This window comes from Burkholderia sp. AU31624, from assembly GCF_020420065.1.
Lineage (GTDB): Bacteria > Pseudomonadota > Gammaproteobacteria > Burkholderiales > Burkholderiaceae > Burkholderia.
This window is the reverse complement of the sequence record NZ_JAIZRT010000013.1, coordinates 30,403-55,501: the sequence shown is the minus strand read 5'-3', so window position 1 is coordinate 55,501 and position 25,099 is coordinate 30,403. Positions and strand designations below refer to the sequence as shown.

Annotated in this window: 24 protein-coding genes; 13 read left to right on the top strand and 11 right to left on the bottom strand. The window is 66.3% G+C overall.

Annotated features, from left to right (window positions below; all coding sequences use genetic code 11):
• Nucleotides 1-21: 21 nt before the first annotated feature.
• Nucleotides 22-942 carry a serine O-acetyltransferase EpsC gene (gene epsC / locus LGM89_RS34595; protein ID WP_226275456.1) on the bottom strand — a complete coding sequence of 307 codons (921 nt, stop codon included), beginning with the start codon at nt 940-942 and terminating at the stop codon, nt 22-24.
• A 137-nt stretch (nt 943-1,079) separates the two neighbouring features.
• Nucleotides 1,080-1,313, bottom strand: a complete 234-nt coding sequence (locus LGM89_RS34590; RefSeq protein WP_011356723.1) for a hypothetical protein — start codon at nt 1,311-1,313, stop codon at nt 1,080-1,082.
• Between the two features lie 278 nt (nt 1,314-1,591).
• Here LGM89_RS34590 and LGM89_RS34585 point away from each other — a divergent pair, with 278 nt between their 5' ends.
• The 3 genes from LGM89_RS34585 to fnr all read left to right on the top strand — a co-directional run bounded on the left by LGM89_RS34585 (nt 1,592) and on the right by fnr (nt 3,896).
• Entirely contained in the window at nt 1,592-2,002 is a 411-nt protein-coding gene (locus LGM89_RS34585; protein ID WP_226275455.1) for a DUF3005 domain-containing protein, read from the top strand.
• Nucleotides 2,003-2,578: 576 nt separating this feature from the next.
• Nucleotides 2,579-3,046, top strand: coding sequence for a universal stress protein (locus LGM89_RS34580; RefSeq protein WP_226275454.1), 468 nt, complete (start codon nt 2,579-2,581; stop codon nt 3,044-3,046).
• A gap of 103 nt (nt 3,047-3,149) precedes the next feature.
• A complete protein-coding gene (fnr, locus tag LGM89_RS34575) occupies nt 3,150-3,896 on the top strand; it encodes a fumarate/nitrate reduction transcriptional regulator Fnr (protein ID WP_059523493.1) in 747 nt (248 codons plus the stop codon).
• 51 nt (nt 3,897-3,947) lie between these two features.
• Here the strand turns inward: fnr and LGM89_RS34570 are convergent, their stop codons facing one another.
• A complete protein-coding gene (locus LGM89_RS34570) occupies nt 3,948-4,841 on the bottom strand; it encodes a LysR family transcriptional regulator ArgP (protein WP_174976023.1) in 894 nt (297 codons plus the stop codon).
• Nucleotides 4,842-4,951: 110 nt separating this feature from the next.
• On the opposite strand from LGM89_RS34570, the gene LGM89_RS34565 reads away from it, so the two are divergent.
• A complete protein-coding gene (locus LGM89_RS34565) occupies nt 4,952-5,572 on the top strand; it encodes a LysE/ArgO family amino acid transporter (RefSeq protein WP_039344524.1) in 621 nt (206 codons plus the stop codon).
• Between the two features lie 81 nt (nt 5,573-5,653).
• Here LGM89_RS34565 and LGM89_RS34560 read toward each other — a convergent pair whose 3' ends face one another.
• The 4 genes from LGM89_RS34560 to LGM89_RS34545 all read right to left on the bottom strand — a co-directional run bounded on the left by LGM89_RS34560 (nt 5,654) and on the right by LGM89_RS34545 (nt 11,624).
• A complete protein-coding gene (locus LGM89_RS34560; protein WP_226207409.1) occupies nt 5,654-7,396 on the bottom strand; it encodes a T6SS phospholipase effector Tle1-like catalytic domain-containing protein in 1,743 nt (580 codons plus the stop codon).
• A 36-nt stretch (nt 7,397-7,432) separates the two neighbouring features.
• A complete protein-coding gene (locus LGM89_RS34555) occupies nt 7,433-8,119 on the bottom strand; it encodes a DUF3304 domain-containing protein (RefSeq protein ID WP_226207408.1) in 687 nt (228 codons plus the stop codon).
• A gap of 84 nt (nt 8,120-8,203) precedes the next feature.
• The gene (locus LGM89_RS34550) at nt 8,204-9,106 is read right to left on the bottom strand and encodes a DUF4123 domain-containing protein (protein ID WP_319001526.1); all 903 of its coding nucleotides are present in this window, start codon (nt 9,104-9,106) and stop codon (nt 8,204-8,206) included.
• Nucleotides 9,107-9,119: 13 nt separating this feature from the next.
• Entirely contained in the window at nt 9,120-11,624 is a 2,505-nt protein-coding gene (locus LGM89_RS34545) for a type VI secretion system Vgr family protein (protein ID WP_413227496.1), read from the bottom strand.
• Between the two features lie 356 nt (nt 11,625-11,980).
• Between LGM89_RS34545 and LGM89_RS34540 the strand changes: the two genes are divergently transcribed.
• Together LGM89_RS34540 and LGM89_RS34535 are read left to right on the top strand one after the other, a co-directional pair.
• Nucleotides 11,981-12,928 carry an aldo/keto reductase gene (locus tag LGM89_RS34540; protein WP_226275451.1) on the top strand — a complete coding sequence of 316 codons (948 nt, stop codon included), beginning with the start codon at nt 11,981-11,983 and terminating at the stop codon, nt 12,926-12,928.
• A 66-nt stretch (nt 12,929-12,994) separates the two neighbouring features.
• On the top strand, nt 12,995-13,189 hold the full coding sequence (locus LGM89_RS34535; RefSeq protein ID WP_226275558.1) for a hypothetical protein: 195 nt from the start codon (nt 12,995-12,997) through the stop codon (nt 13,187-13,189).
• A 76-nt stretch (nt 13,190-13,265) separates the two neighbouring features.
• On the opposite strand, the gene LGM89_RS34530 is transcribed toward LGM89_RS34535, so the two are convergent.
• Nucleotides 13,266-14,258, bottom strand: coding sequence for a helix-turn-helix domain-containing protein (locus tag LGM89_RS34530; protein ID WP_226275450.1), 993 nt, complete (start codon nt 14,256-14,258; stop codon nt 13,266-13,268).
• Between the two features lie 178 nt (nt 14,259-14,436).
• On the opposite strand from LGM89_RS34530, the gene LGM89_RS34525 reads away from it, so the two are divergent.
• The 5 genes from LGM89_RS34525 to LGM89_RS34505 all read left to right on the top strand — a co-directional run bounded on the left by LGM89_RS34525 (nt 14,437) and on the right by LGM89_RS34505 (nt 19,383).
• Nucleotides 14,437-14,970 (top strand): 2,4'-dihydroxyacetophenone dioxygenase family protein, encoded by a 534-nt coding sequence (locus LGM89_RS34525; RefSeq protein ID WP_226207404.1) that lies wholly within the window; start codon nt 14,437-14,439, stop codon nt 14,968-14,970.
• An 18-nt stretch (nt 14,971-14,988) separates the two neighbouring features.
• Nucleotides 14,989-16,293 carry an MFS transporter gene (locus tag LGM89_RS34520; protein ID WP_226275448.1) on the top strand — a complete coding sequence of 435 codons (1,305 nt, stop codon included), beginning with the start codon at nt 14,989-14,991 and terminating at the stop codon, nt 16,291-16,293.
• Between the two features lies 1 nt (nt 16,294).
• Nucleotides 16,295-17,416 (top strand): 2,3-butanediol dehydrogenase, encoded by a 1,122-nt coding sequence (locus tag LGM89_RS34515; protein WP_226275446.1) that lies wholly within the window; start codon nt 16,295-16,297, stop codon nt 17,414-17,416.
• Nucleotides 17,394-18,116 carry an SDR family NAD(P)-dependent oxidoreductase gene (locus LGM89_RS34510; RefSeq protein ID WP_226275444.1) on the top strand — a complete coding sequence of 241 codons (723 nt, stop codon included), beginning with the start codon at nt 17,394-17,396 and terminating at the stop codon, nt 18,114-18,116. Before LGM89_RS34515 ends, LGM89_RS34510 begins: the two co-directional genes overlap by 23 nt.
• 175 nt (nt 18,117-18,291) lie before the next feature.
• Nucleotides 18,292-19,383: a porin gene (locus LGM89_RS34505; protein WP_226275442.1), complete on the top strand. Its 1,092-nt coding sequence runs from the start codon at nt 18,292-18,294 to the stop codon at nt 19,381-19,383.
• Nucleotides 19,384-19,536: 153 nt separating this feature from the next.
• On the opposite strand, the gene LGM89_RS34500 is transcribed toward LGM89_RS34505, so the two are convergent.
• Nucleotides 19,537-20,511, bottom strand: a complete 975-nt coding sequence (locus tag LGM89_RS34500; protein WP_226275440.1) for a helix-turn-helix domain-containing protein — start codon at nt 20,509-20,511, stop codon at nt 19,537-19,539.
• Between LGM89_RS34500 and LGM89_RS34495 the strand changes: the two genes are divergently transcribed.
• Both LGM89_RS34495 and LGM89_RS34490 read left to right on the top strand, forming a co-directional pair.
• On the top strand, nt 20,510-20,740 hold the full coding sequence (locus LGM89_RS34495) for a hypothetical protein (protein WP_226275438.1): 231 nt from the start codon (nt 20,510-20,512) through the stop codon (nt 20,738-20,740). The genes LGM89_RS34500 and LGM89_RS34495 overlap by 2 nt on opposite strands.
• A gap of 193 nt (nt 20,741-20,933) precedes the next feature.
• Nucleotides 20,934-21,821 (top strand): transporter, encoded by an 888-nt coding sequence (locus LGM89_RS34490; RefSeq protein WP_226275436.1) that lies wholly within the window; start codon nt 20,934-20,936, stop codon nt 21,819-21,821.
• 67 nt (nt 21,822-21,888) lie between these two features.
• On the opposite strand, the gene LGM89_RS34485 is transcribed toward LGM89_RS34490, so the two are convergent.
• Both LGM89_RS34485 and LGM89_RS34480 read right to left on the bottom strand, forming a co-directional pair.
• Nucleotides 21,889-23,502: a GMC family oxidoreductase gene (locus tag LGM89_RS34485; RefSeq protein ID WP_226275434.1), complete on the bottom strand. Its 1,614-nt coding sequence runs from the start codon at nt 23,500-23,502 to the stop codon at nt 21,889-21,891.
• Between the two features lie 77 nt (nt 23,503-23,579).
• Nucleotides 23,580-25,034 (bottom strand): aldehyde dehydrogenase family protein, encoded by a 1,455-nt coding sequence (locus tag LGM89_RS34480; protein WP_226275432.1) that lies wholly within the window; start codon nt 25,032-25,034, stop codon nt 23,580-23,582.
• Between the last annotated feature and the right edge of the window lie 65 nt (nt 25,035-25,099).

The window sequence follows — 25,099 nt, the reverse complement described above, 5'->3', positions numbered from 1 at the left end:
GGCCGTCGGCCGCGCGCCGCGTTACGGCTTGTCGGCGCTCCCGCCTTCTCGCACCTTGCCCTGCGCGACGCTCGTGCCGGGCGGCACGCTGTGCGTGAGCCACACGTTGCCGCCGATCACCGAGCCGCGCCCGATCGTCACGCGGCCGAGAATCGTCGCGCCCGCGTAGATCACCACGTCGTCCTCGACGATCGGGTGCCGCGCATTGCCCTTGACCAGCGCACCGTCACCATCGGCGGGGAAGCTCTTCGCGCCGAGCGTGACGGCCTGGTACACGCGCACACGCTCGCCGATGATCGCCGTCTCGCCGATCACGACGCCCGTGCCGTGGTCGATGAAGAAGCTCGGGCCGATCTGCGCGCCCGGATGGATGTCGATGCCGGTCGCCGAGTGGGCGATTTCATTGATGAACCGCGCCAGCAGCGGCACGCCCAGCTGGTGCAGCGCATGCGCGAGCCGGTGATGCATCATCGCCAGCACGCCGGGGTAGCACAGCAGGATCTCGGTGATGTGCTGCGCGGCCGGATCGCCTGCATAGGCCGCCTGGATATCGCTGACGAGCAGCGCACGGACCGCCGGCAACTGCCGGCCGAATTCGCGCGCGATTTCGAACGCGCGTTCGTCGAGCTCGGCGAACGGCGTATCGGCATGCTCGGGCAGGAACGGCAACGCACGGCGGATCTGTTCGGACAGAATGCGCAGCGTGCTCTCGAGCGTGTGGCCGACGTAGAAGTCGACGCTTTCGTCGGTCAGATCCGCTGCGCCGTAATGCGTCGGAAACATCGACGCGCGCAGGCCGGTCACAATCTTGCAGATTGCATCGCGCGACGGCAGTTCGCGAATGCCGCGCGGATGGCGCGTGCGATGGAGTTCCTCGCGCGACTCGCGCAAGCCGGCGACGATTTCTTCAAGGCCCCACTGACGGGCGGGTGATGTCGACATATGCCAATGCAGGCGGCCGCGCTCGGTCGCACGGCCGCTAATAAAGTGACGGGTTCCGCAAGATTACCGCGTTTTTTGTCCGGGAGCGGCCCGCCGGGGCTCGGCCGGACGGCCGATGGCACGGGATCGCGACGGCGTCAGATCGTGATGCTGCTCGCGTCGATCCATCGCACGGCCCAGTCGCGCGCGTGCGCGATCGCGTCGCCTTCGTCGTTGAACTGGAGTTCGATCGGGAAAAATCGGTTCGCAACGAGTTCCCCGTCGCTCGATCGGGAGATCACGACGTAGGGTTTGAACGACCCGTCGCTGGCGCGCGCGGGCGCGCAGTTCAACAGATAACCGCGGTGCGTGAAGGCAGTAGTCGCTTGCATGAATCCGCCACCTCTAGTCCCTTGCTTTGTTGTTCACTACCCGTCTTTAAGGGTGCTGCGGCCCCCCGGCGCGGGCAGAGGCGGCGCGACTGAATCCCCTGTCGCCGCTTCGCAGGAAAAGAATCATACTCTGTAGAAAACGCGTCTTCTAGCTGAAATAAATCACGACAAATCAGTGCGCGTCGCGCGACCGCGGCGATCGCCCGCGCGCCTTTTCCCGTCATGCCCGGAACGGGATTTGCTTCGATCCGGAACGCTTCGCCGCGAGGAGAGCCGCGATGGAATCATCCAGTCAAACCGAGCGTTCGCGTCCGCGCAGCATCGAGCTCGACAACGACGACACGCACGACAGCACGGTCGACACCGATGGCAAGAACCGCGAGGCGGCGCGCCTTGCCGGCGGCGGGCCGATCTCGCCCGACGAAATCACGCGCAGCAACGCGTCGCTCGTCAACGCGATGCCGGAAGCCGGCGACGGCTTCGCCGGTTTCGACAGCCGCCCCGGCGGCAATCATCCGGCGTTCGCGCTGCGTGCCGGCTACATGGTGATCGAGAAGGGCTTCGACGCGCCGCCGCCCCTGAGCGACGCGCTGTTCGGCCCCGTCCACCGGATGTACGGCAGCACGTACTGGCCCGGCCACCAGCGTCGGCCGGAGCGCGTCTTCGAGCTGACGCCCGTGCCGAGATAGCCGGCGCGGCGTTTGAATCGATCGTTCGTTTGCGACCCGGTATCGGCCAACTAGCCGATGGCTGGGGATCGGCGTACGCGACCGTGCGCCGATCGTGCACCGGCAACCGCACAATGCACGATGCACGAACGAATGATTCCGCGCAGGGGCGCGGGCGGCGCCATGCACGCCCTGAATTGCACTGACGCACATGCGTTGATCGAGGTCATGTCGAAACCGCGCGGTTGCGATTGAATGGCGATGCGGGCGATACATCCGCGTGACCGTCCTGTTGTGTCGTGTCGTGTCGTGTCGATGCGTGCGTGCGCCACACGCGACGCCGATGCGCGCGCATGCCTTCCCGCCGACGATGCAGACAACAGCGGCCACCCCGTCGCACGACACGCAACACGTGTCGCAGCATGCGTAGGTGCCTGGCCTGCGCCGCGAAAACGGAAGCGGCGCCGCCGCGCGGCGCGAACGGCACCTCACTGCAAAGCCACGGCCGTTGGTTTACTCTGCCTCGCAGCATTGCGCATTGCCCAGCCCGATAGGCCATCCGGCCGACTTCGTTTCAACCCGCCACTCGGAGACACTATGTACAAGCGTATTCTGGTTGCCGTCGACGGCAGCGACACGTCCCGCCATGCGTTCGATGCCGCGCTGGCGCTCGCGAAATCGCACGGTGCCGAGCTGCAACCGTTCTACGTCGTCGAGAACGCCGCGATCTACTACAACGTGCCCGGCTACGATCCGTCCGTGCTGCGCGATCAGCTCGTCGCGCAGGGCAACGCACTCGCGAAGGATTTCACCGCGCTGATGCAGGCAGCGGGCGTGAAAGGCGAGACGAAGCTGGGCGAAGCAACGTCGCTCAACGACGTGTCGTCGCTGATCCTCGACGGCGCGAAAGCGTTCGATGCCGATCTGCTCGTGCTCGGCACGCACGGCCGCCGCGGGTTCCGCCGTCTCGTGCTCGGCAGCATCGCCGAGCAGTGCGTGCGCCACGCGACGCTGCCCGTGCTGCTGATTCCGGCGGCCGCCAACATCGACGAAACGGCCGCGTAAGCAGCGTTCGGCATGCGCGGGCAGTCGCGACGTTTTGTCACCCGACAGCGGCAAGTTGCGGTGGGACAATGATTCCGTCGATTCAACGCCGGAGTAAACGATCATGCTGACGCCCGTCGCCACACGTCCCGCCGCCACGCCTCATGCCGGTAGCTGGGCGCCTCGCCAGGCCGCGCACTGCTCGACGTGCGCCATGCGGCACCTGTGCATGCCGCAGGGCCTGGCGCCCGAAGCGCTCAGCCGCCTCGAGTCGGTCATCTGCGCGGCGCGCCCCGTCAAGCGCGGCGAAGCGCTATTCCGCGAAGGCGACGCATTCGACAACCTGTACGCCGTGCGCTCGGGTTCGCTCAAAACCGTCGCGACGCGCCACGACGGCCGCGAGCAGGTCACCGGCCTGCATCTCGCCGGCGAAGCGCTCGGCCTCGACGGCATCTGCGACGACACGCATCCGCGCACCGCGGTCGCGCTGGAAGACAGCTCCGTCTGCGTGATTCCGTACAGCGCGCTCAAGGCGCTGTGCTCGGAAGCCGGTTCGATGCAGTTGCGCATGCACAAGCTGATGAGCGAACAGATCGTGCGCGAAACGTCGCAAACGATGCTGCTCGGTTCGCTGAACGCGGAAGAGCGTGTCGCCGCGTTCCTGCTCGACGTCTCGTCGCGCTACCTGAAGCGCGGGTACTCGCCGTCGGAATTCAACCTGCGGATGACGCGCGAAGACATCGGCAGCTACCTCGGCATGACGCTCGAAACGGTCAGCCGCACGCTGTCGAAATTCCAGAAGCGCGGCCTGATCGAAATGCAGGGCCGCCACGTCCAGATCGTCGATTTCGACGGCCTGCATCACGTTTGATGTGATGCCGCACGGCGCGCACCTCTCGCGCCGCCTGCGTCACGCGATCGATCAATCGAGAAACAGCGCGGCGCGCGCCTTCAGCGCCGCGCTGAAATCGTCGAGCCAGCCGATCGACAAACGCCAGCTCTGCCAGTAAAGGTCGATGTCGATCGTTCGCCCGCGCGACATGTCGACCAGTTCACCCGCCGCCAGTTGGCGGTCGACCATCCGGTCCGGACACATCCCCCATCCCAATCCCGTTTCGCACGCACGCAGGTAGCCCGCGACGTGCGGTATCCAGTGCTGCGGCGGATCGAGATCCGCGCGTGTCACGCGCCGGATGAAACGCGCCTGCAGCCCGTCCTTCGGATTGAACATCACGCACGGCGCGCGGCGCAGCGCATCGCGCGTGATGCCCGCGTCGAAGTAGCGCTCGTAAAACGCCGGCGAGCACACCGCGCGATAGCGGATGCGCCCGAGCCGCTCCGAGCGGCACCCCTGGATCGGCTCGGCCTGCGCGGTCACCGCGCCCTGCACGCTGCCGTCGCGAATGCGCGACGCGGTGTAATCCTGGTCGTCGATCACGAGGTCGAGCAACGTTTCGCGCTCCGTGCAGAACGGCCCGACCGCGTCGATGAACCACGTCGCGACGCTGTCGTCGTTGACGGCCACGCGCAACGTCGGCCACGTGCTCGCGATCTGGCCCGGCAGTGCGGGCATCCGGCCGCCCAGCTCGGCCTCGAGCAGTTGCACGCGCTCGGTATGCCGGCACAGCAGCGCACCCGACGTCGTCGCGACGCATGGCTGCCCGCGCTTGACGAGCACGCTGCCGACCCGCTCCTCCAGCAGTTTCACGCGCTGCGACACGGCCGACGCCGTGACGTTCAGCTCCTTGGCCGCCCGCTCGAACGAGCCGTGCCGGATCACGGCCGCGAGGGCATCGAGCAACGCGTAGTCGAGCATTAGATTTCCTTAATCGGCATTAGGTGATTTAGCTTCTCTTATTTTCAGGCTGACCGCAGACTAGCGCTACCCGATTCATCCGTCTACTGCTTCCACTGCTGTCACCCATCATGAACTGGCTCGCTTTTTCCCACGGCGCCGCACTCTGCGGCTCACTCATCGTCACCATCGGCGCGCAGAACGCATTCGTGCTGCGGCAGGGCATCATGCGCTCGCACGTCGGCAAGATCGTGCTGCTGTGCGCACTGTCCGACATGATCCTGATCGGCGCGGGCGTCGGCGGCGCGTCGGTGCTCGTCGAACGCTATCCGACCTTCGTCCATGCGGTGCTGTACGTCGGCCTCGCGTATCTCGCGTGGTTCGGCATCAATGCGTTGCGCCGCGCGTTCAAGCCCGGCCACGAAACGCTCGACGTGCGCGGCGACGCGGTCGCGCCGCCGCCGCAGAGCGGCCTCGCGATCGTGCTGATGACGCTCGCGTTCACGTGGCTCAACCCGCACGTGTATCTCGACACGTTCCTGCTGATCGGCACGGCCGGCGCACGCGAGCCGGAAGGCGCGCGGCTCGCGTTCGCGATCGGCGCGATGTCGGTCAGCGTCGTGTGGTTCCTCGGGCTCGGCTACGGCGCGCGGCTGCTGGCGCCGTGGTTCCGCAAGGCGACGGCGTGGCGCGTGCTGGATGGCGCGATCGGCAGCATGGTGCTGTTTCTCGCGGCGGTGCAGTTGCGGTAAGGAGGGAAGGGTCGCGGCAGATCCGATCCGCCGCGACGTCGGGTTGTCCGCTCGCTGTTGCGAGCGGTGTCGCGTGCGGCGTCAGGCGTTCGACGTCGCATCGGGCAGCGTATTGCCGCCGGCCGTCGCGGGCTGGTTGCTGGCCAGCTGAGGCTCGTTGGCCGCCGTCGGCTCCTGCTGCTTGGCCGGATCGGTCCTGGCCAATTGCGCAGCGGCATGCTCGGCCTTGTCGCCGGCGTAGCGCCAGTAAAGAAACCTGTTGCCACGCTTACCCATGAAGTACTGTCGGTTGACCGTCCAGCGGCTCATCTCGGCAGGGCCAACGTATCCGTCTTCCATCTGCTTCTTGAAACCGGCAATCGAGTCGTGCACGTAGTGATCGAAGAACTTGTCGAAGATCGCGCGCGCTGCCGGATCGATCCCCCCCAGCCAGTTGCCCGTGACCCGAACAGCCGCATCGATGGCTTTTTCCTGCTCCGAAACAGATACGGTCAGATATCCACCGTTCGCATGACGCAGGCAATCCGTATCGTAATCCCACTCGCGATCGGTAATGGCCATATGATCGTCCACGCCACCCGGCGGTTTCAGACGTCCGTCCTTCAACCGTCGGCTTCTGCTGGCCCGCCACTGGTAATAGCGGTTCATGTGCCAGATGATCTGCGCCTCGAGCCTGTCGCTGTTCGGTGCCACGCCCGCGCTTTTGACACCTCCCTGGCCCATATAGACATTCCAAGCAGCCTCAAGGTCCTTGGAAATCTCGAACAGCTGCCCGGCGTCCGCCATCACCTCCTGCGGTGACCGGAACGGGACGCCGGCTTTCCAGGCCTCGATATAGAGATTGTTCAGCGCGACGTTGGCCAGCTCGTTGGTTCGACCTTCCTGGTAATTGCGCTCGTAACCGCCGCCTACGTCCGAGTGCATGCCCGGGTAGTACACTTCGCAGCAGTTCGCCGGAATCTTCTGATCTTCCCGCACCGAGTCACTGGGGAATTTTTCCCGGACCTCCTGCGAAGCCACGTAGTGAACGCACTGTCGGACATAGCCTGGTATGCGGATATCGTTCGCCCACTCAGCGTGACCTCCCTTGTCGATGTAGGCCAGGTAACCGCCGGCGTACGGTCCGAACGGTCCGAGCAAAGGCATGACGAGGATGGGTGCCGCACTCTCGAGGCGGCTGCCGCCAAAGCCCGTCGACGACACCGTATCAAGAATTCCAAGGAAGTAGACAACCAATTCGGGGCGATGCCCCTTCATGTTCTTCTTGTTCCACCAGAGCCGCCCGCCGATATTCTCGGCGAGTTGTTCGGTCAGCATGCGAACGAAGGCGCGTGCTTCCGTCGCGCCGCGAGAGAAGCCGAATACCGCCAGGTTGATCTGACTCACCGCCGGCATGTGGTTGGTCACGTGCTTGTCGAGCTCGTCGAGCATCCATCGGATACGCAACTCGCCTTTTCTCGCGGCAGCCATACCGAGCGCATTGTCGAGACCTTTTCCGCTATCCCCCACTTTGCTGCACGGCGTGCCGACACCTTCGACATAACGCGCGACAGTCCGGGGAAACGCGTTGTCTTTGGCGTGTGCAAACTGCCAGAGCTTCGCGATATTGCTGTATTTGGTCAGTCTGACGTCCTTCAATCCACGGCCGTCCAGGTCGAAGTTGTTGCCCGTTCCGTCGAAGAAGGCCGTGAACCACACGGGTTTCGGGCACTCCTTGCATTGCTCGATCAGCAGCGGATCGAGAATCTCGCGCTGGGCACTTCGGATAGCATCCTCGGCCGGCGTGAGATCCGAGATGCGTCTGATGATGGGGGGATTGCTCATGGCGGTTTCGCTCCTGTTCCGGCAATGCGTCCGACATCAATTCCATTGGGTCGGCTTCTTGCGCCCATAGAACGGATTGGAAATTTCCTTCAGGCAGGCACGGCCGGCCAGCTTGCGCTGCTCGTCGCGCATTGAAAGCGCCACCTTCGGATCCGGGCCATCGACCTGGAAATTCATGTCGCCTTCCACATGGCCATCGGGGAAGAAGTGCAACACGATACCGCCGCTTTTGCCCTTGACGGGAGGACGCGTGATCGTGATCTCGCCTTCACACCATGCCATCCCGGGTCGGGTTTCGCGATGCGTATATTCGTCGTAATCCGGAGACGACGCTTCCAGTGCGCGCTTGTCGACTACCCGCTCCCACCACACCTTGAACTTGCGGGGGGTTGTCCAGCGAAGATCCCATGCGAGGCTCGGTCTTTGCCCGCCGCCGCCTGTCCAGCGTGTCGCGTTCCGCGGCGTGGCACTCGCCCCATCTGCGCTTGCCGCATCGTCGAGGCTGTTCTTGTCGGGCGGCAGGAGGTAGACGCCGTAAATATCGTAGTCCGTATAGTTGAAAGACCCCGCCGTAATGACGTCGTAGTTCGGGTCATTCCACTTGTTCGCGTCGCCGGGTGCCAGGCTTTCCTTTTCGGCATCGCCCGTGGTCTTGCTGCATGCGGCCGTGGAAAAAACCATCACGGACAGCACGGTGATCCAGCAGCGGTTCATGTTGAACATCCTTCTTTCCCAATCGATTTCATTCCGGGGCCGATTACGTCCATCCAACCAACCCGATAAAAGCAACGCACCGCGCCTGCGCCGCTAACCCGCCGCTTCCCGCATCTGCTGCCAGCCCTCGGCCGGAACAAGCCCCAGCGCCTGCGGAAAATCCTGCCCTTGCGCCACCGCGTCGAACACGGCAGCCATCGCCGGATGCTCGTCAAAGCGCGGGCCGTACCGTAGCGCCAGTTCGCAGTAGATCAGCAGCGACACCGCGCTTTCCGTGCCATGCGCCCGGCACCGCGCAAGCTGATCGCGCACGAAACCGTAGTGCTGCGCAGCCGGCAACGACGCCAGCAGCGCGGGCTTCTCGGCGCGCAGCCGCTCGATCATCGTGTACGGATAACAGGCAGCCAGCAAGTCGTCCTCCTGTGCCTGGGACAACTGCAGCGGAAACTCGGCAGCCTGCCTGACGTTGGCAGGAGCGGCGATTTCCGCCGTCCGGATCTGCAGTTCGGTATCCAGATGAATCCAGTGCCGCACGCCTTGCGCCAGATGCGCGCGATGCGCCGCGGGCAGAATCTCGAGCCAGAACGGGAGCACGCGCGGATCGAAGAAGCGCATCAGCATCGCGCTCTCCATCTGCTCGAGCTGAACATCCACCATCGGTGCGAGATGCGCAGCCAGTTGCGCGAGCGTCAGTGGCGAAACCAGCACGCTCGCCGCCTGCCACGGAATGTGACGCGGACCGGTCTCGCCCACCGCATCGGCCCTGTCATCGGCGGGCTGCCATTCGAACAGCAGCGGCCCGACGATCCTCGCTTCGTCGTCGGCATTGTCGAGCAGCGATGCCCCGACAAACGCCGGCCACGACGCCTTTTCTTCATCCGGCAATGCATTCAGCAATGCACCGTCGACCAGGACGTAAGCTCGCAGCCCGTCCTGCGAGGACAATGCGGCCTGAAGCACCTCGACCGCCTGCGCGGCCTTCAACTCGTTCGTCATGCGTTGCCCTGCCTCAAGCCTTGGCCGCGAATGGCGACGCCATCGACGCCGCATTGACCATGCACGGTGCGCATGCCGTTCCCGGGAACGCCTGTGCGGGCACCGGCAGGCTGTCCGGCCCGATGAACGTGTGCGACGCGGCATGCGCCGTCCATTCGCCCTTGGTCCCATGGACGATGCCGCTGCCGTTCCAGCGCGTATAGCTGGTCCCGCCATTGATCAGGACTTCTTCCTTTGCGGTGATGGTGATGCGGTTCGCATCCACCTTCACGTCCAGCTTGGCCAGCACGTTGACGCTGTCCTTCAGCGCCTGGATGTCGATGTCCGCGGCGGCGGCCACGAGCCGGATGCCTTTCTCGAATGCGGCGACGCGCACTGCCTCCTGCGCACTGACCAGCATGCTCTTGCCCGCGGCGACGCTCGTATGGGCGCCGCTCGTCAGCGCGACGTGCTGGTCGCTCGCGACATGGGTCGACCCCGTCGTCGTGGCCAGGATGCCGGCCGGGCTGGCAAGCGCCAGGAACGGCTGCGCGAACTCCGGAAACTCGCCCTGCTGCGGATTCCCGCCGCTACCTCTGAGGCCGTCGTTCTGCGTCCTGAGCGCCTGGTGGACGGCATCCTGGTCGCCGGACGCCTGCGCCTTCACGTCATGCGCGGCACCCGACAGCGATTCGTGCAGATCGTGTGCCTTCTCGAGGCGCGCGGCAGTCTCGTCGAGGTCGGTCGCATGGGCCCGCGCGTCGTAACGCGCCTCGCTGGTCACCAGCAGGCCCTTGGCGGCCCGCACCGCGCCATGCGCGTCGGTCCGCAATTCGAAACCACGCGCGCGCTGATCGGTGCGCCCCTGCGTCTTGTCGATGCGGACGTTGTGCCCCAGCGTCAGTTCGCTCGCGTCGGTGTCGCTGCGCAGCTTGAGCTGGAGCTGTTGCGGCGTGTCGTCGAGCAGCACGTGATTCGAACGTCCGCCCGCAGCATTGCCGCTGTCGCCCGACAACTCGCGGCTGCGCAGCCCCGTCAGCACCTGCTGGTCTGGAAGCGCCCACGGCGGCATCCGTTCCGCGTTGTATGTAGTGCCCGCCACGATCGGCCGGTCGGGATTGCCGTCGAGGCACATCACGATCACCTCGCTGCCCACGCGGGGATGCGCGATCATGCCCTTCTCGCCGCCGGCCCAGCCGGCTGCTACGCGAATCCGGGCGCTGGTCTGCGCCGCACGATCCCAGTGGTACACGATGCAGACCCGACCGTACTCGTCGACGTCGACGCTGCCGGCGCCCTTCGCGCCCGCGATGGTCGCGGTTTGCGGTGCCAGCACGCGCACGGGTTCGCTGTTGAAGCCGCGGCCCGGGCGCCACGGCGTGTGCCGCAGGCCTGCGACGAAGCGGTTGCGATACTCCGGCTTGCCGTCGGCCTGCAGGTAATTGTTCGCCGCTTCGTGCCGGGCTTCGAGAATCAGGTAGCGGTGATCCTCCGGGCTGCCCGACGCCACGCTGAAGTGATCGGACAGCTGGAACCAGCGCCCGGGCAGGATGCCGTGATGATTGCCGGCCCCGTCGAAACGCGATGCCGCCGCCTCGATCTCTTCCATGCGCACACGCGCCAGCGCATCGCCGGAGCGCGCGTCCTTCACGAAACCATAGTGCCCGACGTATTCGTGGTGCTCGACCTGCGGCGCGACACCCGGCGGGTGAAGCGTCGGAATCTGCGCATGGGCGGCATGCGGCGCCTTGAAGTCGAACGCCGTCGCGCTGTAACTGCCCGCGGACAGCGACCGTACCGCTGACCATTGCGAAATGGCGTCCGCGGCCATCGGGCCGTCATGCGTCTGGAAGCGGATCTCCGGCGAGCGGCCGTCGATCGCCGGACACTGCACCGTGCTGTCGTCACCGACGATCAACTTCAGCCCCTTCTCGTCGTGCTCCCACCAGTACAGGTAGCCGACGGCTTCCAGATGACGAACGATGTAGTTCCAGTCGCTTTCGCCGAGGCCGCCACCCTGAACGTTCATCGTGCGAGCCGGATCGTCGCCGCGCACGCGCCATTCCCAGGACGGCGCGAGCCCCTGGTAATCGGCGAGTAGCGCGCCGATCTGCTGCTGAAGCGACTGCCCGAGGAACAGGCGGTTGTTCACGCGCGTCCGCAGGAAGTGGCTCCACGGGCGCAGCACGGCACGATATTGCGCGACCGAATCGTCGTTGCGGACGAGCGAAAACTCCGTGCAATAGCCGGTGAAATGACGCAGGCCGCCATCGGGGCGCACCATCGACACCGCGAGCAGCTTGCCCAGCATGTCGGCAAGCGTGACGCCCGCCTCGCCGGACAACAGCGTCAGTTCGAACGTGAAGTCGATCCCGAGCCCCTCATGCGCGACGAGCCGTTCGACGACCAGCCGCGCCGGACGATGCCTGCCGTACGAGTCGGTGACCGAGGGTGCGTCGTCGTGAGGGAAAGACAGCGTGAGCAGGCGCTTGTCTTGCAGGAAAAACGGAGTTCGAATGAATGCCGCAAGGTCAGCCATGACCGCCTCAGAATGTTTTTTCGTTCGTATGGCAGCGGCCTGCTGCCTCCCATAATTTTGGGATGAAAGGATATCGTAGACACCGACCGGCGACAACGCCGACCCGCCCGGCAATTTATTCTCATCGCACCATAAAATCGGTAATAAATACAATATCTTGCCGCATACCGGGCGGCGTTCGAACGGATGATGTATCCACGATGACGTCGCTTGATCCGGCATCCCGACACACGGCCTTGGGACACGCCGTTTTGCGCACGGTGGGCGGAACCTCATGCTGCGCTCGGCCGTCTCAACGCGACCGGCTTCATCTCCCGCAGTCCAATCCCCTCACCTCGCAACACCCGGAGAGAAACATGGCACTACGCACCCTCGGCACGTCGAACATCCAGGTTTCGCCGCTCGCGTTCGGCGGCAACGTCTTCGGCTGGACCGTCGACGAGAACACGTCGTTTGCGCTGCTCGACGCGCTCGCCGACACCGGCATCAACTTCATCGACACGGCCGACGTCTATTCGGCCTGGGTACCCGGCAACCACGGCGGCGAATCGGAAACGATCATCGGCAAGTGGCTCAAGCGGTCCGGCAAGCGCGAGCAGGTCGTGATCGCGACCAAGGTCGGGCTGCTGGCCGCGCGCGCGGGGCTGACCCGCGACAACATCCTGAAAGCCGCCGACGATTCGCTGCGCCGCCTGCAGACCGACTACATCGACCTGTATTTCTCGCATCGCGACCTCGCCGATACGGCCCCGCTCGAAGAAACGCTCGGCGCCTATCAAACGCTGATCGACGCGGGCAAGGTGCGGATCATCGGCGCATCGAACTACAGCGGCGCACGGCTGCGCGAAGCGGCCGACATCAGCAAGCGCGACGGGCTGCCCGCGTACCAGGTCATCCAGCCCGAGTACAACCTGCTCGACCGCGCCGATTACGAACGCGATCTCGAACCGGTCGTGCGCGACCTGAAGCTCGGTGTCGTCAACTACTACGCGCTCGCGAGCGGGTTCCTGTCGGGGAAGTACCGCAGCGAGGCCGACCTGAAGAAGAGCGTGCGCGGCGATCGCGTCGCCGGGTATCTCAATGAGCGCGGGCTGCGTATTCTTGCGGCACTCGATGCGGTAGCCGAGAAGCACGGCACGCAGCCGGCCGCGATCGCGCTTGCATGGCAGATCGCGCGGCCGACGATCACTTCGCCGATCGCCAGCGCGACGTCGCTGGCGCAGCTGGCATCGCTCGGCGAAGCGATCCGGGTTCAGCTCGATCAGGATGACATTCGCCGGATCGACGAGGCGAGCGCGGGTTGAAGTGGGTGGCAGCGAGCCGGTCGATCGGACCGCGCAGTCTGCGCGGTTCCGCGACCGGCCGGTGCCATGCGCGCGCTCTGGTTACAGCATTCGGCGGGGCGGGTCATTCGTGAGCGGCGGGTGGATACAATGGCGCGGGGCCGGGCGGCCCGCCGCACAATCTGCGATGCGTACGTGATGCCGCGCATCGTGTCCGGCAATACGAACGCACCGACGATCATGATCGCGGAGCGCTGTGCCCAGTTCATACTGGCGGAGTAACGCAACACGGCGCGCGGGCGCTTTCGTTCACGACAAAAAAGCGGCGCGTGAGATACGCGCCACGGCTCCATCTGCATCACCTACCGGAATCAGCCCCGTCCGTCCGCGCCGCCTCGCGCAGCGCCATCGGCGACGCGCCATAGCGCTCGCGAATCGCACGGCTGAAATGAGCCTGGCTCGAAAAGCCCCAGCGGAACGCGATTTCGCCGACACTCGTCTTGCGCAGCCGCGCATCGGTCAGCTCGCGATACGCATGCGACAGCCGCTCCGACCAGATGTGCTGCGTGATCGACTCGCCTTCGGCCGCGAAGAGCCGGCTCAGATGCCGTAGCGACAGCCCGACCGCATCGGCGACGGCCTGCGGCCCAAGTTCGGGGTCGCCCAGATGCGTCGAGATGTACTGCTTCGCGGTCAGCAGATACGACAGTGACGCGCGTGAAGCGCCCGCACCGTTCACCTCCGCATCGATGAGTTCCGCGATCAGCGTGCGCGTGCGCTCGGCGAACTGTACGGCGTCACGCTCGACCGGATCCTTCATGAAGCGCTCGACGCTCGCGCGCAACGTCGCGCCGAGCATCGCGCCCGCGCCCGGCTTCGGTGCGATCCGCAGCGGCAGCGCCGCCAGTTCCGCGTCGAGCCGGTCGTCGAACGTCGTGATCGGAATATCGATCAGCAGCTGCCGCATCGGCGTCAGGAATCCGAACAGATAGGGCACGCGCGTGTCGTAGACGACGACATCGCCGGCGTCCGCGAGCAGGCAGCGGTCCCGCTGGATGAAATACGCGCGCCCGCTCAGGATCTGGCACGCGAACAGCGACTCCTTCGGCAACTGGCGCACCAGCGCGGGACTGCGCTCGATCACGTGATCCTGGCCGCTGATGTCCGCGATGCCGAGGCCCGGCAGCGCGATGTCGGTCTTCTCGACCTCGAGCCCGGCCGGCGACAGCGACGAGCAGCGCAGCCCGACCAGCGTCGCCGCATTGAACGCATCCCAGTACGCCATCCTGTCGCGCGCCGGCACGTCGGCCGTCGAGCCTCGCGTGCGGGAAAAAACGGTCGAATTCGTCACGTCGCCTCCTGCGGGCGCCTGTCGTGCGGAGCGGCACGGATTGGGGGATGGTTCGCCTGGATTTTGGTGCGATGCAATGTCCGGCGCGGTCAAGCAATGCGTCCAGCCCAGTCAAGAGCGGCGCGCACCGGCTGGCTAAAGTCGAGCCCACGACAACCGATACCCAAGGAGACAAACCGTGGTCGACAAAGCCGTAGCCGAATTCTGGCAAAACATCCCGCCGATTGCCAATCCGTTCAAGCCCGATGCGCTGCCCGAAGCGTACATCGCGAACGCGGCCACCGACGACGAGCGCTATTACGTTCCGTTCACCGAAACGGTTTCGTCGCGGCCGCTGTGGATCTCGCCGTCGCAGAACAAATGGTGCGACATCCTGATGGCGAAGGAAGCCGGGCTCGTGAACCGGCACTATCACCCGCACGAGGTGTTCGCTTACACGCTGTCGGGAAAGTGGGGTTATCTGGAGCACGAATGGACCGCGACGCGCGGCGATTTCGTGTACGAGACGCCGGGCGAGGGCCACACGCTCGTCGCGTTCGATCACCCCGAGCCGATGCGCGCGTTCTTCATCGTCAAGGGGCCGCTGATCTGGCTCGACGAAGCAGGCAACCCCGACGGCTACTTCGACGTGCATTCGTACATCGCGATGTGCAAGGCGCATTACGAGCAGGTCGGCCTCGGCGCGCAAGCGATCGAGAAGCTGTTCCGCTGACGCGCGGCGAGGCTCACCATGACATCCCCGTCCGCCTCCCGATCCACCTGGACGTACGAGAACAGGTTGCTGCTGATCCTGTTCATGACGTTCGGCTTCGTGTTCTTCGACCGCCTCGCGCTGTCGTTCCTGTTCCCGTTCATGTCGGCCGAGCTGCACCTGACGAACACGCAGCTCGGCATGGTGTCGTCCGCGCTCGCGCTCACGTGGGCATTGTCCGGCGCCGCGACCGGCGCGTGGTCCGACGCCCGCGGCACGCGCAAGCCGCTGCTGGTCGCGGCCGTGCTCGGCTTTTCCGTGTGCTCGGCGCTGTCGGGGCTCGTCGGCGGCTTCGCGAGCCTGATCGCGTTCCGCGCGCTGATGGGCATCGCCGAAGGCCCCGTGCTGCCGCTGTCGCAATCGCTGATGGTCGAAAGCTCGACGCCGAGCCGCCGCGGGCTGAACATGGGCCTGCTGCAAGGCTCCGCCGCCGGCCTGCTCGGCGCGATGATCGGCCCGCCGGTGGTCATCGGCATCGCGACCACGTACGGCTGGCGCGAGGCGTTCTACGTGTCGTGCATTCCGGGCTTCCTGATCGCGTTCTGTATCTGGCGCTGGGTGCGCGAAGCGCCCCCCGGCGGCGTGCGGCACGCGCAGGCCGAACCCGCCGGCGCACCGGTCGCGAGCGGCGCGGCAGTCAGCCGATGGGCGCTGCTGAAGGAGCGCAACATCCTGCTCTGCGTGCTGATCAGCGGCTTCTTTCTCACGTGGTTCGTCGTGATCATCTCGTTCGCGCCGGTGTTCCTCGTGGAAAGCCGCCATCTGTCGCCATCCGACATGGGTGTCGTGATGACTTGCCTCGGCGCCGCGTGGGTGTTCTGGGGCTTCGCGGTGCCGGCGATCTCCGACCGGATCGGTCGCAAGCCGACGATGATCGCGTTCGCGCTGATCGCGGCCGCGTGCCCGGTCGTGATGATCCATGCCGGCTCGCTGTGGGCGCTCGGCGCGCTCGTGTTCGCCACGTACACGGGCCTCGGCTGCTTCACTCTGTTCATGGCGACGATCCCGGCCGAAACGGTGCCGCCGCGCGCGATCGCCAGCGCGCTCGGCCTGATCATGGGCGCGGGCGAGCTGATCGGCGGCTTCGTTGCACCGACCGTCGCCGGCTTCGCGGCGGACACGTACGGCCTGCAGTTCGCGATGTGGACGTCGGCTGCCGGCGCGATCCTCGCGTGCGTGCTGTCGTTTGGCCTCGTCGAGACCGCGCCCGCCGTGCTGCGCAAGCGCGCACTCGCCGGCTCGGCCGCGAGCCATCTCGATCCACAAAACCTCGGAGGTCGCTGACATGCGGGCACTTCAATGGCATGGCCCGCGCGACGTCCGTCTCGTGGAAATCGACACGCCGCGCGTCGGCCCCGATGACGTGCGCATCGCGGTCGCGTACTGCGGGATCTGCGGCAGCGACCTGCACGAATATGCGGACGGCCCGCACGCGATTCCGGTCGACACGCCACATTCGCTGTCGCGCCGCACCGCGCCGCTGACGCTCGGCCACGAGTTCTGCGGCACCGTCGTCGAGGTCGGCGACGGCGTGACGGCGCTGCGCGCGGGCGATCGCGTCGCGGTCGAGCCCGAGTATCGCTGCAGCCAGTGCGCGTATTGCCGCGCGGGGTCGTACAACCTGTGCGTGTCGATGGGCTTCGCCGGGTTGATGGGCGACGGCGGCATGGCCGACTTCGCGGTCGTGCCGGCATACATGCTGCATCGCCTGCCTGACGGCGTGAGTCTCGAACAGGCCGCGGTGATGGAGCCGGCGGCCGTCGCGCTGCACGCATTGCGGCGTGGCGAACTGCGGCTCGGCGAGACCTGTGCGGTGTTCGGCCTCGGCCCGATCGGCCTGCTGCTGATCATGCTCGCGAAACTGCAGGGGGCGACCACGATCGTGGCCGTCGACGTCTCGCCCGAACGGCTCGCGGCGGCCGCGCGCTTCGGCGCGACGCATACGTTCGACGCACGCGCACTCGGTGCATCCGCGCTGCAGGAGGCGATCCGCGCGACCACGGGCGGGCTCGGCGTCGATGCGAGTTTCGAAGCGGCCGGGCTGCCGGCCACGTTCGAATCGGCGATGCAGGCACTGCGCAAGGGCGGCCGCGTCGTGATGGTCGGCCTGATGCCGCATGCGGGCTTCGACGCGTTTCGCGCGGTCAACGACGAGCTGACCTTCACGGCGAGCGTCGGCTACCGGCATGCGTACGAAGACCTGCTGCGCATCGTCGCGTCGGGCTCGCTCGACCTCACGTCGATCGTCACGCGCACCGTGTCGCTCGAAGACGCCGTCGTCGACGGCTTCGACGCGTTGCTCGCCGACCGCGCGCAAATCAAGATCCTCGTTTCACCCGCGCAACGGTCGGCCGGTCGCGCACACGCCATCGGGAGCGTCGAGCATGAGTCGTCAGTGGGCGTTTGAGGGCCGGTCCGTCGTCGTGACGGGCGGCACGTCGGGCATCGGTGCGCGCACGGCGATGCGGTTCGCGGAGGCCGGCGCGTCGGTCGTCGCGCTCGGGCTCAATGCGGCCGGCCCGCATGCGCCCGTGCATGCGGGCGTTCGCTGCGTGGAACTCGACGTGACCGACAGCGATGCGCTGACGCGCACGATCGCGGCGCTGCCGCGGCTCGACGTGCTCGTCAACGGCGTCGGCATCAGCCGGCACGCGGACGAATACCGGATGGACCAGTTCGAACTCGTGCTGAACGTGAACCTGACGTCGGTGATGCGTGCCTCCGACGCCGCGCGGCCGGCGCTGTCGGCACACGGCGGCAGCATCGTCAATGTGGCGTCGATGTACACGTACTTCGGCAGCAAGGACCGGCCCGCGTACAGCGCAAGCAAAGGCGGCATCGCGCAGCTCACGCGCTCGCTCGCGCAGGCGTGGGCCGATCGCGGCATTCGCGTGAACGCGGTCGCACCCGGCTGGATCGATACGCCGCTCAGCAGTGGCCTGATGGCCGACATGCAGGCGTCGCGACGCATCCTCGAACGCACGCCGCTCGGGCGCTGGGGCACGGCCGACGAAGTCGCGAGCGTGATCCTGTTCCTGTGCTCGCCCAGCGCGTCGTTCGTGACCGGCGCGGTCGTGCCGGTCGACGGCGGGTATTCGACGGTCTAGCGCGCTACCGAGCGGGCATCGGCACGCCCGCGATTGCTGCCGATGCCCGTCACACGCCGATTTCCTTTAGTTGGCACTGAGCCGGGATTCGTCCGGCTCAACTTTGTTCATATCAATCAGTAATCCCATCAAAAAATATCCGACTCGATCGGAATATGTGAGGCGCACATTGGAGATGACGAAAAAGACCGTTCTGGCGCTCGCGGCATGCGCCATTCCCACCGTGTCGTTCGCGCAAAGCAGCGTGACGATGTTCGGGCTGATGGATGCCGGCATCAGCTACGTCAGCAATCAAGGCGGCCGCGGCGCCGCGAAGTTCGACGACAACATCTTTTTCCCGAACCTGCTCGGTTTCGAAGGCAAGGAGGATCTCGACGCGGGCACGCGCGCGATCTTCCGGCTCGTCAACCAGTATTCGCTCGGCAACGGCTCGATCATCGGCGGCGGGCTGTTCGCACGCACGGCCTACGTCGGGCTGCAGAACGACCGGTACGGCACGCTGACGCTCGGCAACCAGTACGAGTTCATGGTCGACGCGCTGGCCGCGAGCGGCAACGAGATCGCACAGGATCTCGTCGGCCTGTACGGCTTTCGCAACGGGCCGTTCGACAAGCTCGCACTCCCGAACAACCCGACCGGCGCCTTCGACTGGGATCGTGTCGCGGGCAGCAATCGCGTCGCGAATTCGGTCAAGTACACGAGCCCGTCGTTGTCGGGCCTGACCTTCGGCGCGCTGTACGGTTTCGGGAACGTCGCGGGGTCGGTCGGCGCGAACAACACGGTCAGCGTCGGCGCGAGCTACGACAACGGCCCGTTCGGCGCGGGCGCGGCCTATACGAACCAGAAGTACGGCGCGACGGACGAGCTGCTGCCGACCAGCGTGCGCAACTGGGGCGCGGGCGTGCACTACACGCTCGGCACGGTCACGGGGAAAGCGCTCTTCACGACCGTACGCAACGCGCGGAACGGCGCGGGCGCATGGTCGGCGGAAGCCGGCGCCGCGTGGCGACCTTCACCGGCGTGGGTGATCGGCGCGAGCTACACGTACATGAAGGGCAACGACACGCTCGACAACGCGCACGCGCACCAGTTCCTGGCCGCCGTCCAGTACTGGCTGTCGAAACGCACGATGGTGTACGTGGCGGGCGTGCATCAGCGCGCGAACCACGGCAGCAGCGCGCAGATCAACGGCGTGATGGATGCAAACGGCGCGTCGAGCGGCGCGCTGCAGTCGATCGCGAGGATCGGGTTCAGCACGCGGTTCTAGGCTGCAGCCTCGGCGGATTCTGGCGGCGGACCCACGTACGGATCGCCTGACGACGCAGGCGCGGTGCCGGCCCGCGCGGCCGCGTTCGTCGTCACACGCTGCCGGTCATCCTCCGATCGAGTCGGTACGAATCGCAACGAATGCACGCCGCGACTAACCCGACGATCCCGCACCGCCCCCGTCCCGCATCGCCGCATCCCGACACTGCGACGGCGTGACCCCGAAGCGCCGGCGAAACAGGCGCGCGAAATACGCCGGATCGGAAAACCCCGACTGCAGCGCGAGGCGCGTAATGCTCGCCCCGTCGGCACCGGTTTGCGACAGCACTTCATGGCACTTCTCGAGCCGCAGGCGCTGGATCATCGCCTGCGGCCGCTCGCCGATCGATTCGAATGCCTGGTAAAGCGTGCGGCGGCACACCTTCAATGCCGCGGCAATGCGATCGGGCGACAGTTCGCCGTCGTCCAGATGCCGATGGATGTATTGCTGCGCATCGCGCAGCAACGTCTCGCGGATCTTGCGTCGCGAAGCGGGCGCCGTGCCGTCCGTGAAATCGATGGTCTCGGCGAGCAACGTCGCCACCAGTTCCAGCACGCCGAAGCGGCTGCGCGGATTCATGCGCCGGCCCTCGGCGATCATCGCCTGCAGGCTCGCGAGCGCCACGGCCGCGCCGCCCGTCGTCGGCATCGCGCGGCCGATCGCGTGCCGGGCCAACCCCAGCAGCGCGTCGTGGTCGGGCACTTCGCACAGCATCGTGACGAATTCTCCGTGTGCGTCGTTTTGAATCCAGTACGGGCTGCTCGCCTCGTACAGCGTGAAATGCCCGGGCGGCACGATCACTTCGCTGGCACCCTGCTCGAGTCTCGCCACGCCGCTCAGTTGCCAGATCACCTTGACGTAGCGGTGCTTCAGCGTCTTGCAGGCGGTGCGACCGATGGAGGCGCTATGCGCGCTGGCCGCAATGCGCGCCACGCGGCAGCGCGCATGATCGAACACGTCGACGCTCGCGTCGAATTCGCCGGACGCGCCGGCGTTCAGCTCCAGCGGGAAGAACCGATGCCGGATCTGCTCCGACCAGCACGACACGCCGCCCGCCTGCAGCGGCGGACGCGCTTCCGAATCGATCATGACGTTCGCCTCCAGAAAAATCCGGCTTTCAAGTACGTCCGTTGCGTGGCTGCCTTCGTGCGCGTGCAGCGGGCGCGACGATCAACTCGCCCGACTTCCGGTCATGTGCGACGACACGCGCCCGGCCAGCATCGATGAGAGGGGATCGGCTCGTAGCGTACGGCGCATCGATGCGAAAGAACATTCGCATAACTCCCATGCGTGGCCGGAGCGCTACCTGACGCTGTAAAGATTTCCCCTAGATGCACCGCACTCCTGACGGCTCTGCACGCAAACACATGCGAGCGAAAAACTGGCGCGGCACCCTGCTGACGGGCGGAAAGACGGCTTCCGGCCGGGCTTCACGTGCGTGGCCCATGCCGTCACGCAAGCCGCCCGAAGACAAACGGCGGCCGCTCGTGCGCCGCAGGAGGAGACAACCGATGAAACGACTTTCCCTTTCCGTGATGCTGTCCGCGCTCGTCGTCGCGCACGGCGCTCACGCAACCGAAGGCGGCGGCTCCGTCTACCCGACCGGGGCGGAAGGCTACCTGTGCTGCGCACTGCCGCCGCCGGGGCTCTATGCCCTGATCTACGCGGAGCGCTACCACGCCGGGGAGCTGCACGACAACGACGGCCGCAACGTCGCGCCGCCGGATTTCAGCATCACCGCGTATTCGGTGACGCCGCGGATCGTATGGGTCACGCCTTACACATTTGCAGGCGCATCGTTGGCCATGCACGCGCTGCTTCCGCTCGTCACGCTCGACGTGCACGCGGGCGGGCAATCGCAGCGGCGGATCGGCGCCGGCGACATGACGTTCGGGCCGGCGCTCGGCTGGCACGTCACGCCGACGCTTCACACGCTGCTCGCCGTCGATGTCTTCGCGCCGACTGGCCGGTACGACAAAAGCGACCTGGCCAACATCGGCCGGAACGTCTGGGCGATCCAGCCGATCGCCGGCGTGTCGTACGGCGGCCGCACCGGGCCGGTGTTCGATGCCAAGCTGATGTGGACCTTCAATCAGCGCAACCACGCGACGGACTACCAGTCCGGCCAGGAATTCATCGTCGACTATTCGGCGGGCTGGGGTTTCGGCAACGGCCTGACGATCGGCGCGGGCGGCTACGTCTACCGGCAGATGACGGACGATTCACAGGCCGGGCAAACCATCGCCGGCAATCGCGGCCGTGCGTTCGCGATCGGCCCGTCGATCAAGTACGACAGCGGGAAGGGCTGGTTCGTGACCGCCAAATACCAGATGGAAACCGATGTGCGAAACCGCCCGGAAGGCGCGGCGTTCTGGCTCAAGGCCGTGTTTCCGCTCTGATGCGAACGAAACCGCGTCGGCATCGCCCGACGCGAAGTCAGCGCAGGTCAGCCCTGCGCCGCCTCTTTCACCGACCAAGCAGCAGATCAGCGCCGCGTTCGCCGATCATGATTGCCGGCGCGTTGGTGTTGCCGCTCGGCACCTGCGGGCAGATCGAGCAATCGATCACGCGCAGATTGGCGAAGCCGTGCACGCGCAACGTCTTCTGGTCGACCACCGACGTCCGCGGGTCCGTACCCATCCTGCAGGTGCCGGCCGGGTGATAGACGGTCTTGATGTCCTGCCGCACGAATCGCTCGATCGCCGTCAGATCGTCCGGATCGATCCGGGCCGGCGCGACGATTTCCTTCACGTGCGCCTGCAGCGCCTTCGCGGACAGGATCCTGAGCCCGGCCTGAACGGCCCGGATCTGGCCATCGAGGTCGGCCGGGTCGCTCAGGAAGTTCGCATCGATCCTCGGCAGGTCCGACGGATCCTTGCTGCGCAACGCCACCCGCCCGCGCGATTTCGGTTGCAGATGGCCGACCTTGACCGACATGCCGTGCTCGCTCGCCGGCGGCGTCTCTCCCGGCGTGTTGTCGAAGTTGTCGAGCAGCGGCAGGAAATGGAACTGAACGTCCGGCCGCCCGGTGCCCTGCGTGTCGATGAATGCGCCGCCTTCGAGGATGTTGCTGGTCAGCAGCCCGCTCCTGAAGCACTTCCATTGCAGGAAATGGCGCATCGCCCGGAGTCCCGTGTTCTCGCCGTAGAGGCTCGCAGGCGTGCGAATCGACGCCTGCACCGACATGTGCAGATGATCGTGGAAATTCTGGCCAACCGGCAATGCGACAACCGGATCGATCCCGAGCGCAGCGAGATGCTCCGCCGGCCCGATGCCGGACAGCATCAGCACCTTCGGACTCCCGATCGCCCCCGCGCTCACGACGACCTCGTTGCGCACGCGTACTGACACGGGCGCATGGCCGCCTTCGCTGAATTCGACCGCGACCGCACGCCCCGCATCGGTCCGGATCCGGTGCACGAGCGCGCCGGTCACCACCTTCAGCTTCGCGTCGTCGCGCACCGACGCCAGATAGGTCTGCGCGGTGCTTGCGCGTTCGCCGTTGCGCGTCGTCGTCTGGTAATAGCCGATGCCCTGCTGCACTTCGCCGTTGAAATCGTTGACGTAGCGCAGCCCCATCTCCTGCCCGGCCCGGATGAACGCAGCCGTCAACGGATGGCGATAACGGTTCTCGCTGACCGGCAACGGGCCCGTCTGGCCGTGATACGCCGGCCCCAGGCTTTCGTTCGCTTCCGCCTTCGTGAAATACGGCAGCACGTCGTCGTAGCGCCAGTCCGAGCAGCCCCACTGCGTCGCCCAGTCGTCGTAGTCGTCACGCTGCCCGCGGATGTAAATCATCCCGTTGACCGAACTGCCGCCGCCCAACACCTTGCCCTGCGCGATGATCATGCTGCGGCCGTTCGCGTTCGGTTGGGGGTCGGTCATGTAGGGCCATGATTTCTTCTGGAACACCTGCATCACGCCGCCCGGAATCCGGTGAAACGGATTGTCGTCGCGCGTGCCGGCTTCCAGCAGCAGCACCGAACCGGCGTTCTGCTGGATCAACCGCGCGGCCACGACGCAACCGGCGGAACCCGCGCCGATGACGACGTAATCGAAGGTCAGGTCTTGAGTAGTCATGTGTCTGTCGAATGGGATAGGCGGGCGAGCAATGCCCGCGATCTTGTTGTTGTGTCTCCGAGCCGGCACGTGCACGGTTACATCGCGATCGTGACGACCTTCTCCTCCAAATACGCATCGAGCCCGCTCTGCGACAGGTCGCGCCCGACGCCGCTCTCCTTGAAGCCGCCCCACGGCAGCCGTGCGTCGAGCGGGCTCCACGCGTTCACCGCGACCGCGCCGACCCGCAGACGGGCGGCAGTACGGTGCGCGGTCGCGAGATCGCGGGTCCACAGCGTGGCGGACAACGCGTAGACGGTGTCGTTCGCCAGCGCCACGGCCTCGTCTTCCGTATCGAACGGCATGATCGTGCCGACCGGCCCGAACACTTCGTCGCGCGCGATGCGCATCGCCGGATCGACATTCGCGAACACCGTCGGCCGCACGAAGAAGCCTTGCGACGGCACCGGCTCGTCGCCCGCGACCATCGTCGCGCCGTCGTGAAGCGCCACGGCGATATGCGTCTTCACGCGGTCGGCATGGCGGGCGCTGATCAGCGCGCCCATCTGCGTCGCCGGATCGAACGGCGTGCCGACCCTGACCGACCGCGCCGCATGCGCGAGCGCGCCGACGACGTCGTCGTAGTGACGGCGCTGCACCAGCACGCGCGTGCCGGCCGCGCACGTCTGCCCCTGGTTGACGAACAGCCCCATCGCGACGCCGGCGATCGCCTGCTCGAGATTCGCGTCGTCGAAGATGATCTGCGGCGCCTTGCCGCCGAGTTCCAGCGTCAGACGCTTGAACTGCGCGCCGGCTTCGCGCGCGATCGTGCGGCCGACCTCGGTGCTGCCGGTGAAGCTGATCTTGTCGACGCCCGGGTGATTGACCAGCGCGGCCCCGACCGACGCACCGATGCCGTGCACGAGATTCACGACACCTGGCGGAAAACCAGCCTGCACCGCCAGGTCCACCAGCGCCCCGACCGCGAGCGGCGCGTCCTCCGACGGCTTGATCACGACCGTGCAGCCGGCCGCGAGCGCGGGCGCCAGCTTCCAGCACGCGATCATCAGCGGCGCATTCCACGGCACGATCAGGCCGGCGACGCCGACTGCTTCGCGTACCGTGTAGTTGACGGTCGGGCGCCCCATGAAGCCGCCGGTCGGAATCTGGCGGCCTTCAAGCTTGTCCGCCCATCCGGCGAAGTAGCGCAGTGTGTCGATCGACATCGGCAGGTCCATCATGCGCACTTCCATCGCGGGGCGCCCCTGTTCACGCGCCAGCAACTCGACGAAGCGTTCCGCGTCATGCTCGAGCAGGTCAGCCAGCCGGTTCAGCAGCTTCGCCCGCGCCGCGCCGGGCAACCGACGCCAGTGTCCGCCGTCGAATTCCGCGCGGGCCGCGCGCACGGCCCGGTCGACGTCGGCGCCGGTGCCGGCCGCCACGCGCGCAAGCAGGTGCCCGGTGCACGGTTCGAATTTCTCGAACCACTCGCCCTGCGCGGCGTCACACGCGTCGCCCGCGATCCGGTGTTGAAGGGTGTACTCGGCTGTCATGGGGTTGTCTCCAGATTGTCGAAAGCCGACCCGGCGCTGAAAGCCGTATCGGCCTATCTGGCCCA